The sequence below is a fragment of the Kitasatospora sp. NPDC093102 genome (assembly GCF_040683915.1).
Classification (GTDB): domain Bacteria; phylum Actinomycetota; class Actinomycetes; order Streptomycetales; family Streptomycetaceae; genus Kitasatospora.
Genome location: NZ_JBFBFA010000001.1, coordinates 127,647 through 141,359, shown reverse-complemented (window position 1 = coordinate 141,359; position 13,713 = coordinate 127,647). Strand labels below are relative to the sequence as shown.

The window sequence follows — 13,713 nt, the reverse complement described above, 5'->3', positions numbered from 1 at the left end:
GCTGCCGGGGCAGCGGGGATGCGCCGGGTCAGGACAGAGCGGCCTTCACGGCGGCGGCCACCCGACCGCCCTCGGCCAGACCGTCGACCTTGGGCTTCACCAGCTTCATGACGGCGCCCATCGCCTGGGGGCCGCTCGCACCGCTCTCGGCCACGGCGGCCGCCACGATCGCGGCCAGCTCCTCGTCGGAGAGCTGCTTGGGCAGGTAGCCCGCCAGCACCTCGCCCTCGGCCAGCTCCCGCGCCGCCTGCTCCGCCCGGCCGGCGGTGCCGAAGGCCTCGGCCGCCTCCCGGCGCTTCTTCGCCTCGCGGCCGATCACCTTCAGCACGTCGGCGTCGGACAGCTCGCGCTTCTGCTTGCCCGCCACCTCCTCACTGGTGACGGCGGCCAGCGTGAGCCGGATGGTGGACGCGCGCAGCTCGTCCCGGTCCCTGATGGCAGCCGTGAGGTCCTCCTGCAGCTGCTCCTTGAGCGTTGTCATTTCCTCTTCTTATCCTTCGGCTGTGGGTGGGCTCAACCGGGTTTCCAGTGGGCATCCACCGGGGGTTTCCGCAGATGAACGAGTATGCCCCGTCAGCCCCGGCCGGTCTTCGCCCGACGGCGCGCCGGGCGAAGACGGTCCGGACCGGGAACGGGCGGCGGTCGGGTCCGTGAACAATCGGTGATCGGAGCCGGAACCGGGCGACGGGATTCGGCCAAGGTGGCCGATAATTCTCGCACAATCTCGGACGAAATGCCGAAAATTGCTGGAGCCGACGCGAAGTTGCCGGTCCGGAACGGGCAGATCGAACGTTGTGACCGCTTCGCCGAAATAGTCCGCGTAGTACACTCGTTCGCGCGTCGCTTGAGCAGCCCGATGGCGGCGATCACCTCACCGTCGAATCACCGTCGAATCACCGTCGAAGACCGCCCCGAACAGTTGCGCCAAACCGTCACCACGTCCCCGATTCATTATTCCACGGCACTGACACACTGCCACTCAGGCCTCCTGCGGCCCTGACACCTTGCGACCCGGGCGCCTTGCGGCCCATGCCGTCCCGAGCGTTCACGGCTGCGCTCCACCCGGCCGCACGGCCGCCCGGTCGGCAGTGATCGCTTTTTGGAGTGATTGGCGCCGCCATAAATCGGCGCATTGAGTTCTGACTTTTATTCTGCTCACGACAGCAGGAAGCGCGGGGGAATGGACAACAATCAACTTCGCTCGATGTTGATAACCCAACGAAAGATGATCGGATGGAGCCAGGAGCAGCTAGCCGAACACTCCACGGTCAGTGTGCGGACCATTCGCAATCTGGAAACCGGCGCCATCAAGAATCCGCGGCGCAGTTCCGTGGAGCTCCTGGTGGGCGCGCTGTTCTCCGCGGCGACCGACCGGGACGCCACCCTGCTCTCCCAGGCCGTCCGGTCGGGCGCTCCGGCCGGGCTGCTCCCCGCCCGACCGGAGCCCGGACCGCTGACCCGCGTCGCCGAGCTCCCGGACAACGCGCGGTGGCGGGGGCTGCGCCCCAAGACGGACGTCACCGTGGGCCGCCAGGCCGACCTGCTGCACGTCATGACCGCCCTGCGACCGGGCCGCCCGCTGGTGCTCACCGGGCCGGCCGGGGTCGGCAAGACCCGGCTGGCGCTGGACTCGGCCGCCCACCTGCTGGACCGCTTCCGGGACGGCGTCGTGGTCCTGGAACTCGGCTCGGTCACCCCCGAGGGCGTCGACCCGGCAGCCGCCTCGGCCCAGGCCCAGCGCGCGCTCGACACCCTCTTCCGGGGCCTCGACCGCGACCCGCGGACCAACCCCGAGCTGCAGATGCTGCTGGTCGTCGACAACGCCGAGCACGTCATCGACACGGTGGCCCGGCAGGTCAGGGCGCTGCTGGAACAGCACCCGGCGCTCCACATCGTGATCACCTCGCTGCGGGCGCCGGCCGGGGTCCCCGCCGACCTGTGGGAAGTGTCGCCGCTGTCGGTCGACCACCCGGACGGCCCCTACGGCTGCCCGCCCGCCGCCGAACTGTTCTGCCGGCGGGTGCACTCGGTCGTCCCGACGCTGGACCTCGGCGACCAGATGCCACAGGTGGTCGAGCTCTGCCGACGCCTCGGCGGTCTCGCGCTCGCGATCGAGAACGCCGCCGTCCGGATGCGCTCGGTGCCCCTGCACGTCCTCGTGGACGAGTGCCGGGTGCTGCCGATCCTGGGCCAGGAGGAGGTCGGCGGGCTCTCCCACCACCGCTCGCTGCACCGCAGCCTCGCCTGGGCGTACGGACTGCTCGACGAACGGCAGCGCCGGGCGCTCAGACGGCTCTCCCGGTTCCCCGAGGAGTTCTCCATCGACGACGTCCGGCAGCAGCCGGTCGACGGCGGCCGGGAGCCCTCCCGCAATCTCGACGTCCTGGCCGAGCTGGTCGACTTCTCCGTCGTCCAGGTGAAGCGCGGCCACCAGTACGCGTACCGGGTCCCCCGGATGATGCGCGAGTACGTCAACGCCATTCCGGCCTGAGGCCGGGCCGCACCGCCGCACTGCCGCACCGTCAGCTCGCCGGCCCCTTCCGGCCCTTTCCGGCCACTTCCGGCGGGGACGGCTGCATCGCCGTGCCCGGAGTACCGCTCCGGGCACGGCGCGGAGCGCTCCCACCGGGGCGGAGCGCGGCCTTCAGTCGCGGACGGCCACAACCGCCGTGCGCCCCAGGAGCATTGCGCCGAAGGAGATCGTCAGGAAGCCGGATCCGGCGGCAGGGAGCGGAGGTCAGCCGCTGGCCCCTGGACCCGCGGAGGAGCCCCGGCGCCAGGACGACGGCGGTGAGGACCTCGACCACGGCGCCCCTCGCGGGAAGCCCCTCGCGGGCGAGGCGTCCGACGGCCTCCGGGCGTCTGCCGAGCGCCCGCCGGAACGCCTCCGCGGACCGGGCCGCCCCGGCGAAGACCGTTACACCGGCCGTCGGCACCGCCCATGCCCCGGCCCCGTAACCCCTCTTGCCGGTTACACCTATCCTGGTCGCATGACCGACGGAGACGACGGACCCGACGCAGCCGGCCGGAGCACCGCCGGCGGGCAGCCCACCAGCCCGCCCGGGCTGGTCCTCACCACCCCCGGCGGCAGCCGCTTCCACTTCGATCCCGGCGCCCTCTGCCTCGAACTGCTCACCACCGGCGGCCCCGGCCCGTACGCCCGGTACGAGGTGCTGCACCGGCCCGCCGACCTCGCCGCCTGGCTCCCGCCGTCCCGGCTGCGGCTGCCCGCCGACGCCGTACGGATCTCCCCCGCCGAGTTCGCCACCGCCCGCACCCTGCGCGACGCGCTGTGGCGCCTCGCCGCCGCCCGCGCCCACGGCGGCCCGGGCGAGCCCGAGGACTACGCCGTCCTCAACCGGACCGCCGAGCACCCGCCGCTGGTCCCCCGGATCGCCCCGGACGGCACCGCGGCCGCCCCGCTGCCCGCCGACGGCGCGCAGCTGGCCTCCACCCTCGCCCGCGACGCCATCGCCCTGCTCACCGGCCCGTACGCGGACCGGATCCGGGAGTGCGGCGCGCACGACTGCCGGCTGATCTTCGTCGACACCTCGCGGCCCGGCCGTCGCCGCTGGTGCTCGATGGAACGCTGCGGCAACCGCCACAAGGTCCGCGCCCTGCGCGCCCGCCGCGACTCCGAGGAGGCTCCCCCGGCCTCCGCCGTCCCCGCCGACTCCGGGCGTGCGCCGGCTGATCGACCGTCTGAGAGCATGGGCTGATGCGACCGCTGTACTCCGTTCCCCTCGGCATCGCCGCCGCCGGCGCCGCCTGTCTCGCCTACTCCGTCGGGTACGAGGTCCGGGCCTTCCGCCTCCGCCGGATCGAGGTCCCCGTCCTCCCGCGCGGCGCCCGCCCGATCCGGGTCCTCCAGGTGTCCGACATCCACATGGTGAGCGGGCAGGGCAAGAAGCAGCGCTGGCTGAAGAGCCTGGCCGGCCTGCGCCCCGACCTGGTGGTCAACACCGGCGACAACCTCTCCGACCCGCTCGGCGTCCCGGCCACCCTCGACGCGCTCGGGCCGCTCATGGAGTTCCCGGGCGTCTACGTCTTCGGCTCCAACGACTACTACGGCCCGGCCCGCAAGAACCCGGCGCGCTACCTCCAGGCCATGCGCAGCGGCGCCCACGGCATGAACAACCCCGACGGCACCGCCCGCCGCGGCATCACCGGCGCCGTCCACAACCCGTGGGAGAAGCTCCGAGACGGCTTCGACGGGGCCGGCTGGCTCGACCTCACCAACAGCCGCGGCCGGCTCACCGTGAACGGGCTCGACCTGGAGTTCGCCGGCCTCGACGACCCGCACATCCGCCGCGACCGCTACAGCGAGGTCGCCGGCGGCCCCTCCGCCGACGCCGACCTCTCCCTCGCCGTCGTCCACGCGCCCTACCTGCGCGTCCTCGACGCCTTCACCGCCGACCGCTACCCGCTGATCCTGGCTGGCCACACCCACGGCGGCCAGCTCTGCATCCCCTTCTACGGCGCCCTGGTCACCAACTGCGACATCGACACCCGCCGGGTCAAGGGCCTCTCCACCCACACCGCCGGCGGCCACCGCTCCCACCTCCACGTCTCGGCCGGCTGCGGCACGAACCGCTACACCCCCGTCCGCTTCGCCTGCCCCCCCGAGGCCACCCTCCTCACCCTCACCCCGGCCCCCCGCTGACCCCCGCCGGACGCCCGCCCGGAACCGGATTTCGTGTCTCGGCGAGCGTCCGGTAGAGTTCTACTCGTCGCGAAGGAGACGGAGCGACAAACCGCAAGACCGGGGTGTGGCGCAGCTTGGTAGCGCGCTTCGTTCGGGACGAAGAGGCCGTGGGTTCAAATCCCGCCACCCCGACCCAGTAACACCAGCTCAGGGCCGGTGTCCCGCAAGGGACACCGGCCCTGACTGCTTCTCCCAGGGCTCTCGGGAGAATCCTGGGAGAAAAGCTCTGGAAAACCGGTCTTCCGGGCTTATCACTGAGGCGCGCTCAGTAGGGCGTCGAGAACCGCCACGGGCGATCCGGGTGACATCTGCCGACGAGCTTCGAGTGACGCGAGCCACATTCGGGTCAGCCCCTCCATGAGGTCCCGGCGCATCTCCGCCGTGATGTGGGAGTAGCGGGCCTGGACCGAGCCGTCCTCGTGCCCCATCCGCTCGTCCTTGAGCTTCGGCGGCGTTCGCAGCTCGTCCATCACCGTCTTGTGCGCGTGCCGCAGCCCGTGCGGCGTGAGACCGCGCGCGATCGGCAGCCAGCAGGCCTGCGCGCGGCCGGCCGCTCCCCGGCCGCGGGCTGGAATGCCGGGCCACGGGTCGGCCAGCAAGGGCACCGGGTGAGCCTCGTCCGGAGCCTTCTTCGGGTACCAGCCGGTGGCCGCCGGGTGGAACAACCAGGTAGCAAACCCGGTCCTCCGCCAGTGCGCCGCGTTCTCCCCGGACGCCTGCCATCGAACGTAGCCGAGTTCGGCCATGGCCTTCTCCACTCGTACCCGGGTACCCTCGGCCACCGCCGCCGGGCGGTTCAGCACGTTCGACACGGTCCCGGTGGAGACGCCGGCGGCCCGCGCAACGTCGGCCAGCTTCGCGCCAGGCCGCTGGGCCGCGCCATTGGCGGCGCCGTGCCCGCTGAACAGGTATCGCAGGCCGTGGCACTCGCAGGGCCTCTGACTCGCCCGCGCCATCTGCCCGGCGAGCAGGGCGGAGAGGAACTCCGGCGTATCGATCGTGCGGTAGGAGTCGTCCTTGGGCGGGCACCGGTGGAACTCCCCAGAGTCCAGCTCGTACAGCTGGTGCTCGACCCGGACGGCAGCCGAGCGGACGAACTCGGCCTCCAGGCCGACGATTTCACCCCACCTCATCCCGGTGTAGCCCTTGAGTACGACGGCGACGAACTCATCGTCGCGGCCTGAGAGCAGAGCGACCCGCTCGGCGATCAACAGGATGCCGAGGGCATCGGTCACGACCTTCTCGGGGCCCCGATTGCGCGAACGACCAGCGCGCTTGCCCCGGCCGCGACGGCGGGTAGCCGGGTTGGAGTCCCGCAGCCCCTCGTCCACGGCGTCCGCGAGGATCAGGTGCAGCGTGCCGCGCCACGTCTTGATGCTGCTGGCCGCGTAGCCGCGCTCACGTTCCTTGCGCTCCCAAGCGTCGATGTCGCCCTTGGTGACCTCGTCGATCAGGGCGTTCTCGAACTCGGGGAGAAGGTGCTCCTCGATGTGGCGGCGGTAGTTCTGCATGGTGGAGGCGGCAAGGTCCTGATCCTCATACCAGCCGCTCGCGTACTCGCCGAACGTCATCCGCTCAGGCCCCGGAGCGGCGGGCGGCTGAGCGGCCTGCTTGGTCACCTCCTCCTCGGCCACCGCGGCAGCCTTCTCGGCCGCGCGCTTGGTCTTGAACCGGACCGCCTTCCCGTTGGCGTCGAGGACGGTCCCGTACTTGCCGGGCGCGATCTTGTACCGGGCGCGCCAGTAGTCGCCGCGGTTCTCGCCGTATCCCAATGTGTTCTCTCTACGACAGGGCCCCGCCCGGCAGTGGCACCGGGCGGGGCATGCGGGTGTGATCAGGCAGCGTCCGGCTGGTGGAGCGCCGCCCGGCGCGGCATCCGCGCACGGAGCCGGACACCCGACCGGGGCGGCTGCGGATCGCGGACCGGCTTCTTCAGGACCGCGACGGCGGCGACCTGGGTCTGCGGTCCGGCCACGATGGCCGGCCGCACCTCGTACATGCGGACGATCTCGGCGAACTGCTCGGCCGTGAAGCGGTAGGCGCGTCCGGGTTTGGTGGACGGGATGCGTCCTCGGCGGGCCTGTTCCTTCACCCACCACTCGGACATGCCGATGGCCTTGGCGATGTCGGCCGGGTAGTAGAGCGGCGGCAGTGCGCCCCGGTCCTTGGGCATGCGGAACCCTCCAGATCGTCGATGGCGGGGCTTGGCCCCTTCCTTCTCTGAGGTCCGCTACCGCCGCTACTCCGCTACCGTGCTGGTCAGATGGGGTGCGGTGGTAGCGGATGGGGTAGCGGTAGCGGATTGGCGCGGTCAGCCGACGGTGGTGAGTTCGGCCGGGGTTTCGGTGGCGGTGGGCGGGTTGGTATCCGCTACCGCTACCGGTTCCGCTACCGGGAAAAGGGCCCTGACCTGGGCGGTAGCGGGAGTAGCGCTGGTAGCGGTGGTTTCGGGGATGGGCGGGCAGTAGCGCAGCCAGGCGTCGGCGAGGTCGGTGGCGTAGTAGCCCTTGGCGACGGCGGTGCCGATCTTGATGTTGCGGGGGCGGATGGGCTGGTTGGCGGCGGTGACGTAGTCGCCGAGCAGCTTGGCGAGGGAGCGGGTGTTGAGCGGGCGGCCGTCGAGGTCGGCCCACGGGGCGTCGTCCATGCCGGTGAGGCGTTCGATGATGGTGGCGCTGGTGAGGCGCTCGGCTCCGGCGAAGACGTCGCGCAGGTCGGCGAGCAGGCGCACGCCGATGGAGCCCTTGTCGTTGGCCTTGGCGGCGTTGACGAGTTCGAGGCAGGCGGCGCGGGCGCGGTCGGGCCAGTCGCCGCCGGCGGCGTCGGCGACGGCGAGCAGGGGTTCCCACACGTCGGCGGGGCGGTCGGTGACGCCCTCGGGCATCTCGGGCCAGGCGCCGGTGAGCTGTTCGCGGACGGTGTCGGCCCAGTCGGCGAGGCGGTCGCGCAGGGCGTTGCCCTCGGCTTCGTGGATGCGCTGGCGGAACGCCTCGACGCGCTCGTTGGGGGCTCGGCGGCGCATCCGGATGACGATGGAGCGGCTCATGATGGTGTCGGGCAGGTCGCCGAGTCCGGCGAGGACGAGCGCGGCGTAGACGGGGAACTTCTGGACGACGTGGTTCTCGCCGTCGCGGACGCTGCGGACGACACCGCCGGTGCGGCGGTATCCGGCGTTGATCAGGCCGCGCAGGTCCTCGTTGCCGCCCGCCGCCGCGCCGAAGACCGTGTCGACCTCGTCGAAGAGGACGGTGGGGCGAGCCTGCTCGTCACACACGGAGCGGAACAGCGCGGACGCGCTGATGTCGACCGTGGTGAGCGGCCGGGGGACCAGGGTCTCAGTGATCTCCAGCGCCCTCGTCTTGCCGCTGCCGGGCTCGGGGCTCAGGAAGGCGAGTCGGGGGGTGGCCTCGAACGCGTCCATGAGGTGGGCGTGGGCGTCCCACAGGGTCACGGCGACGTAGGCGGACTCCGAGGGGAAGACGTTGAAGCGGCGGTGGTGCCGCTCGACCTCGTCAAGCAGCGTGGCGCCGTCCTCGGTGGTCGTGGTGACGGGCGGGGTGGGATCGGTCATGCTGGCCTCTCCAGTTCTGTTGGGCTGGTTGGGAGCGGGCCGCCGGTCTTTGGTCGGATGCGGCGGCCCGCTTCGGGCACATCAGGCGGCCTGAGCGCCGGCGGTGGCGAAGCCGCGGTCGACGGCACGGGTGGCGTAGTCGTGGGGGACACCGACCGCGACGGCGGCGTCGATGAGCTGCCGGGCGATGGTGTCGAGGCCGCAGGGGCCGGGACATCGGGTGTGTTGGGCAGCGAGGAAGCGTGCGACGCCGAAGGCCTGCGATCCGGCGCCGCTCTTACGACAGGCCCCGATTTTGGCGAGGCCGCGTTGCAGGCCGGTGTGGATGAAGCGCTCGGTGTGGCGGCACCCGCTGCCCACGGTGCGGGTCCAGGTCGGCGCAGGTGAAGAGGCCAACCGCCCCCTGTCCGGCGGCGGGCTGGTCTCTTCCTTGACCACCAGGGCGCGGACGGTATCGGGCAGCGGCGCCATGGTGCCGGTGCCGTAGCCGAGCCAGCGGGCGTACTGCATCAGGGACTTGACGTCGATACCGGGGCGGACGGCGTTGGCCGAGGCCATGGCGCCCCGGTAGACCCAGTGCTCGCCCCGGGTGCTGGGCACGGTCAGGGTCGCGGGCAGGGCGGCGCGGGCCCATGCGACGGCGGCGGCGTTGTCGAGGTCGACCACGGTCAGGCCAGCGCCACCGGGGTGGTAGGCCACCGCTTCGGCCTCCCGCCACGCTCGCAGCCATGGCGGGCTGTTCAGGACGGTGGGGTCGGTGGTGGCGGCGGCCCACGCGTGGCAGGGCGCCGGGCAGGGGCACGGGCCGGGGATCTTCATGTTCGGTCGGCCGCCGCAGGCGTTGTCCTTACAGGCCGGGCAGTTGCCGACCGGGCGTTTCCCGGCCCGAAGGGGCAGGGCCGGAAGGCCGAGCGGGGCCAGTTCGAGGGCGAGTTGCAGGGATGGGGTCACGCCGGTCTCCAGACGTCGGCGGGGGCTGCTCGGCGGCGTGCTGTTCGGCGCAGACCTTGTGTGCGGGTCTGTGCTGCTCGTCGCGAAGCGGGGTGGGACGACCGCACCAGCGGCAGGGCCGAGGGCCGGTGCGGTCGTAGTGGTGGGCGTCGCGCCAGTCAAGGACGGTCGCCACGACGGTGGTCCTACGCGACCTGAGCAATGGGTGCGGCGCCGAGCTGGGCGGCGGCCTGTCGGCCGATCAGCCGCGTGTAGTCCGGGGGGATGGCCTCGGCGATCTCGCGTCGGACGGTGCTCCAGTGGATGCCCATGGCGTCCTGCCACTCGGGCACGCTGCCCTTGCCGCCGCCGTTGCCGTAGACCTGGAAGTACCGGCCCTCGTCGGGGCTGACGTACCGGCCGTGTCGGTAGCCGATGGTCAGGCCCCGGTGCGGGATGTGTTGCGGCTGGTCGAGCAGCAGCCCGCCGCCGGCCTCGAAGTTGCGGTGCCTGAGCACCCGTCGGCCGAACATCTCCCCGCATAGGGTGAGGTCGATCCTCATCCTGCGGGAGGCGCGGCCGGGGGGCTGCTCGATGACGTACGGGCGGCCGGTGGACTCCAGCGCGGCGCGGGTGGGTTCGAGCAGGTCTGCGTATCGGTCGCGGCGGGCGGCGTTGGTTCCTGCGGTCAGGGTGCAGTCGAACTGGCAGGGTGGCCCGGCGGAGATCAGGTCGAATCGGCGGCCGTGGGCGGTGATGGTCTCGACCGCGTCGCCTTGCAGGAACGGGAACGGGTAGTTCGGCTGGGGCAGGATGTCGACGCCGACGACGTCGAACCCGGCCAGCCAGAACCCCATGCCGGCGCCGCCGATGTTGCAGTAGGCGTCCAGGACGGTGCGGCCGTTCCAGGGGCGGGCAGGCAGCCAGTGAGCGGCCGGGCGGGCGTTGTCCAACGTGGCGCGGTCCAAGTCGGGCATGCTGGTCCCATCTCTGATGAGGGACGCGCGAAGCCCCGCACCAACCGTCTGTCTTGGCGGATCGCCGGTTGGTGCGGGGCTTCGTGCTGTGCGGCAGCGGGCCTGCCGGTCCCCCGCGCCGTCCGGGCCCCGTCGCTGGCTGCGGCGGTGGTCCGGGCGGCACGGCCGGTCAGGCAGGCACTCGGGTGCGGCTAGAACGGCGGCTCGTCGGAGTAGACGGGCTCGTTCCAGCCGAGCCAGCGGCGGGCGAGCCAGTGCGGGACGGGCAGCAGGCGGCGGGTGCGGTCGGGGTTCCAGCAGCTGCACCAGATGTTCTCGGTGCCGGCGTACTCGCCGGTGTCGTAGTCGCCGTAGTCCTCGGTCCAGCCGCCGACGCCCTCGCACTCGGAGCACTTCGGGTTGGGGGTGTCGGCCAGCTCGATCGTGGGGCGTGGCCAGGTGGCGCATCGCAGGCGGAGACGGGGCATGGTGTTCTCCCAGGTCAGCGGTTGCGGTTGGAGACGGTGACGTTGACGTTCACGGCGCCCTGCCCGCCCCCGCTGCCGGAGCCGCGGGTCTTGGCCAGGCAGTAGGCGCCGGCACCGATGGCGGCGAGTCCGCCGAGGCTGCTGCCGGCGGCGGCCACGGCCTGGAGGGCGTAGCCGATGCCGAGTCCGGCGGCGCCGAGGCCGATGCCTCCGGCGGCGAGGCGGGCGGGCCGCGGGTCGCGGCCGGGCGGCGCCGTCGGGGCGGGGGCCGGGATGACGACGGTGGGCTGTTGCGAGACAACGGGGTGGGCGTAGACGGGGGCGGGCTGCGGTGGGGCCTGGTAGAGGGCGGGGGGTGCGGTGATCGGGGCGGTGGCGTACAGGGGTTGGCCCTCGGCGGTGTAGAGCACCGGGGCGGGTGTGGGGGTGTACGGGGTGTGGTCCACGGTGCTTCTCCCGTCGGGGTGTGGTGCGGGGCTGGGGTCAGTGGCCGGAGACGATCCGGGTGACGGTGGCGAGGATGTTGTTCACCGGGTCGGCCATGCCGGTGGAGGCGAGGGTGAAGCCGCTCAGCCAGAGCACGAGGGCGGTGGGCAGGGAGACGCGACGGCCGCGTATGAGGACGGCGGAGAGGATCGCGAAGACGACGGTGATGCTGAGCGAGACGATCACGGCGAAGCCCTTCCCGTGGGTGCTGTGAGGGTGTGGAACGGCCCGCCCGCGGGGCGCCGGGGCGGGCCGTGGAGCCTGTTGCGTGCCTGTTGCGTGAGCCTGTCTGTCGCCTGTTGCCTGTCGCCTGTCTGTAGCCTGTAGTCCCGCAGGTCACAGGGGGGATGACAGGTGTTCGGCCCGCGCCGGACCCCCCTTCCGGGGAGGGCGCTACAGGCGACAGACAGGCCGATTCGGTCAGGCGTCGGCGGGCGGCTCGGGCAGGTGCTGGCGGTGGACGTAGCGGGCCTTGCTGCCCTCTCCGACGCGCACCACTTCGCCGCTCTCGGCCCACGTCTTGAGCCACCCGGCGATGGTCGGCCGGGTGGTCCCGAACTCGGGCTTGAGGATCTTCTCCATGGCGCTGGCGCCGGTGCCCTCGGGCCCGGCCGTGATCAGGAGCATGAGTGCGGCCTCGCGCGCGCCGGGCTCCGGCGTCTTGTCCTCGCGGCCGGTGGTCCAGGTGGACGGGTCGGCCCAGTCGACGCCGTCCGGGGCGGGGTCCTTGGTGGCGGAGGGCAGCAGCCAGATCGACTCCAGCTCGTCGTCCGGGTCGGCCGGGGGCGTGTCCCATCCGGCGGTGGCCTTCCACCCGCCAGCCGGAGCGGCGCCGGCGGCCGGGCCGGTGGGCGCCGGGCCGGACGTGCTGCTCGTCGCGGCCGGGGTGGCGCCGGCGGTGACGGGTTCGGTGCCGGCCCAGAGGTGGCCGCAGCGGTCCATGGTCCAGCGGTCGGTGTAGTCGGTGCCGGCCGCTTCGAGGGAGGGGGTGTCGAGGGCGGGGCGGCGGTGGGCGGTGAGCGCGCTGATCTCCTCGATCATGTCGGGGGTGATGCGCGGCTGGCGGGCCTTGGCGGGCTGCTTGCCCTCGGTGCCGACCAGCACCGACCCGGGCCCGGAGAACGAGTCCTCGGCGCGCAGGGCCCGCCAGCCGAACAGGTGGCCGAGTTCGGAGTCCTCCAGGGCGCCGGTGGCGAGGCGGTTGGAGGCCATCTTGCGCACGAGCGGGTCGGGCAGGACGTCCTGGGTGACGCGCAGGACGGAGAGCACGGCGCGGATCGCCATGGCGCGGGCGATGCGCACGACTTCGGAGACCCCGGCGATGATCTGGCGGGCTTCGCGGGTGGCGGCGGCCTCGGCGCCCTCGTCCATGATGAGGACGATCTCCGGGATCTTCGGGGACACCGGGAGCTTGTCGTCGTTGGCGTCGCGCATCGCGTCCTGGTAGGCGACCTTGCGGGACTTGGCGATCCGCACGGCGGCGGCGAGCATGCGCTTGGCCTCCTCGATCGTGGAGGCGACCCAGTCCACGCCCGGGACGGGAATATCGGCACCGGCCCAGCGCGAGCCCTCGCGGCCGATCTGCGCGTCGCGCCAGGCGTTGAGCCACGGCAGGCCGATGGAGCCGCCGTTGAGGTCGATCACCCACACCAGCACGTCGTTGGTCTGGTTCAGCCGGGCGATCAGCGAGTGCAGCCAGTTGGTCTTGCCGGTGCCGGTGGGGCCGGTGACGATCGTGGAGGCCTGCCGCAGGTCCATCTCCGCCCGCGCTCCGTCGGACAGCAGCGCGACCGGGATCGGGTTGTTGACCGTGGTGGTCTCCTCGATCTCCTCGATGGGGAAGAGGAGTTGGTCGGTGAGGACTTTGGTGGTGACCTGGATGAGGACGCGGCGGCGGGAGATGCCGGGCATGACCTGGAGGCCGCAGCCGTCGGGCAGGTCGAGGTCGGAGCCGAGGCCTTCGGCGCGCTCGGCGATGGCGCGGCGGGTGGTGCCGCCCTCGGGCAGTTCGAGTTCGAGGGTGTAGCCGGCGCCGGAGGACCAGTGCTCGATGCCGAGGACGGTCACCTCGACGTTGCAGACCCGGCGGATGCGGTCGGTCCAGTCGGCGGCGAGCTGGCGGCGGGCGCCGATCAGCAGCAGGTGGGCGCGCTTGGCCTGCTCGACCTCCTCGTGCGCGGCGAACGCGGCACCGAGGGTGCCGGCGGCGATCCCGGCGACGGCCAGCGACCCGAGCTCGGGCCACTGCCAGGGGCCGCCGTGGGCAAGCGCCCACGATGACCAGCCGCCCGCGGCCATCCAGCACGTGCCCCGGAACGCGAGCGTGGCGGCGGTGAGCTTGCGGCGCAGGCCGGCGCCGAGGGTGCCGAGCGCTCCGGCGGCGCCGGCGGCCAGCGCCCATCCGGCGGGCATGCCGGTGGCGTGGCCGAGCGCGGTGGTCGACAGCGCGCCGAGGGTGCCGTTCAGGGTGCCCGACAGCAGGCCGTGCCCGGCGCTCCAGTCCAGGCGCGGGCCGTGGTTCTTGGTGTTCTTGGTCATGGTGGCGGTCTCCAGCCGGGAAAGGGGGCCGGGCCGTCC

General features: G+C 72.5%; 13 protein-coding genes and 1 tRNA gene. 4 read left to right on the top strand and 10 right to left on the bottom strand.

The genetic code is table 11. From position 1 onward, the window contains the following. Nucleotides 1-28: 28 nt before the first annotated feature. Nucleotides 29-481: a GatB/YqeY domain-containing protein gene (locus tag AB0O11_RS00650; protein ID WP_363380203.1), complete on the bottom strand. Its 453-nt coding sequence runs from the start codon at nt 479-481 to the stop codon at nt 29-31. Between the two features lie 699 nt (nt 482-1,180). Between AB0O11_RS00650 and AB0O11_RS00645 the strand changes: the two genes are divergently transcribed. The 4 genes from AB0O11_RS00645 (at nt 1,181) to AB0O11_RS00630 (ending at nt 4,837) form a co-directional block, all read left to right on the top strand. Next, nucleotides 1,181-2,491 carry a helix-turn-helix domain-containing protein gene (locus tag AB0O11_RS00645; RefSeq protein WP_363380202.1) on the top strand — a complete coding sequence of 437 codons (1,311 nt, stop codon included), beginning with the start codon at nt 1,181-1,183 and terminating at the stop codon, nt 2,489-2,491. Between the two features lie 499 nt (nt 2,492-2,990). After that, entirely contained in the window at nt 2,991-3,719 is a 729-nt protein-coding gene (locus tag AB0O11_RS00640) for a CGNR zinc finger domain-containing protein (RefSeq protein ID WP_363380200.1), read from the top strand. Further along, on the top strand, nt 3,719-4,663 hold the full coding sequence (locus tag AB0O11_RS00635; protein ID WP_363380198.1) for a metallophosphoesterase: 945 nt from the start codon (nt 3,719-3,721) through the stop codon (nt 4,661-4,663). The genes AB0O11_RS00640 and AB0O11_RS00635 overlap by 1 nt, the downstream gene beginning before the upstream one ends. A gap of 100 nt (nt 4,664-4,763) precedes the next feature. After that, nucleotides 4,764-4,837 (top strand) — tRNA-Pro (locus AB0O11_RS00630). A gap of 119 nt (nt 4,838-4,956) precedes the next feature. On the opposite strand, the gene AB0O11_RS00625 is transcribed toward AB0O11_RS00630, so the two are convergent. The 9 genes from AB0O11_RS00625 to AB0O11_RS00585 all read right to left on the bottom strand — a co-directional run bounded on the left by AB0O11_RS00625 (nt 4,957) and on the right by AB0O11_RS00585 (nt 13,674). After that, the gene (locus AB0O11_RS00625; RefSeq protein WP_363380195.1) at nt 4,957-6,477 is read right to left on the bottom strand and encodes a LacI family DNA-binding transcriptional regulator; all 1,521 of its coding nucleotides are present in this window, start codon (nt 6,475-6,477) and stop codon (nt 4,957-4,959) included. 62 nt (nt 6,478-6,539) lie between these two features. Further along, nucleotides 6,540-6,878: a DNA-binding protein gene (locus AB0O11_RS00620; RefSeq protein WP_363380193.1), complete on the bottom strand. Its 339-nt coding sequence runs from the start codon at nt 6,876-6,878 to the stop codon at nt 6,540-6,542. 138 nt (nt 6,879-7,016) lie between these two features. Further along, a complete protein-coding gene (locus AB0O11_RS00615; protein WP_363380192.1) occupies nt 7,017-8,276 on the bottom strand; it encodes a DUF3631 domain-containing protein in 1,260 nt (419 codons plus the stop codon). An 81-nt stretch (nt 8,277-8,357) separates the two neighbouring features. Beyond that, a complete protein-coding gene (locus AB0O11_RS00610) occupies nt 8,358-9,227 on the bottom strand; it encodes a bifunctional DNA primase/polymerase (RefSeq protein WP_363380189.1) in 870 nt (289 codons plus the stop codon). Between the two features lie 185 nt (nt 9,228-9,412). Next, nucleotides 9,413-10,183 (bottom strand): DNA methylase, encoded by a 771-nt coding sequence (locus AB0O11_RS00605; protein ID WP_363380187.1) that lies wholly within the window; start codon nt 10,181-10,183, stop codon nt 9,413-9,415. Between the two features lie 191 nt (nt 10,184-10,374). Continuing rightward, entirely contained in the window at nt 10,375-10,650 is a 276-nt protein-coding gene (locus AB0O11_RS00600) for a hypothetical protein (protein ID WP_363380185.1), read from the bottom strand. 14 nt (nt 10,651-10,664) lie between these two features. Then, nucleotides 10,665-11,096: a hypothetical protein gene (locus AB0O11_RS00595; protein WP_363380183.1), complete on the bottom strand. Its 432-nt coding sequence runs from the start codon at nt 11,094-11,096 to the stop codon at nt 10,665-10,667. A 37-nt stretch (nt 11,097-11,133) separates the two neighbouring features. Beyond that, nucleotides 11,134-11,322 carry a hypothetical protein gene (locus tag AB0O11_RS00590; protein WP_355266092.1) on the bottom strand — a complete coding sequence of 63 codons (189 nt, stop codon included), beginning with the start codon at nt 11,320-11,322 and terminating at the stop codon, nt 11,134-11,136. Between the two features lie 234 nt (nt 11,323-11,556). Next, nucleotides 11,557-13,674: a hypothetical protein gene (locus AB0O11_RS00585; protein WP_363380181.1), complete on the bottom strand. Its 2,118-nt coding sequence runs from the start codon at nt 13,672-13,674 to the stop codon at nt 11,557-11,559. Nucleotides 13,675-13,713 lie beyond the last annotated feature (39 nt).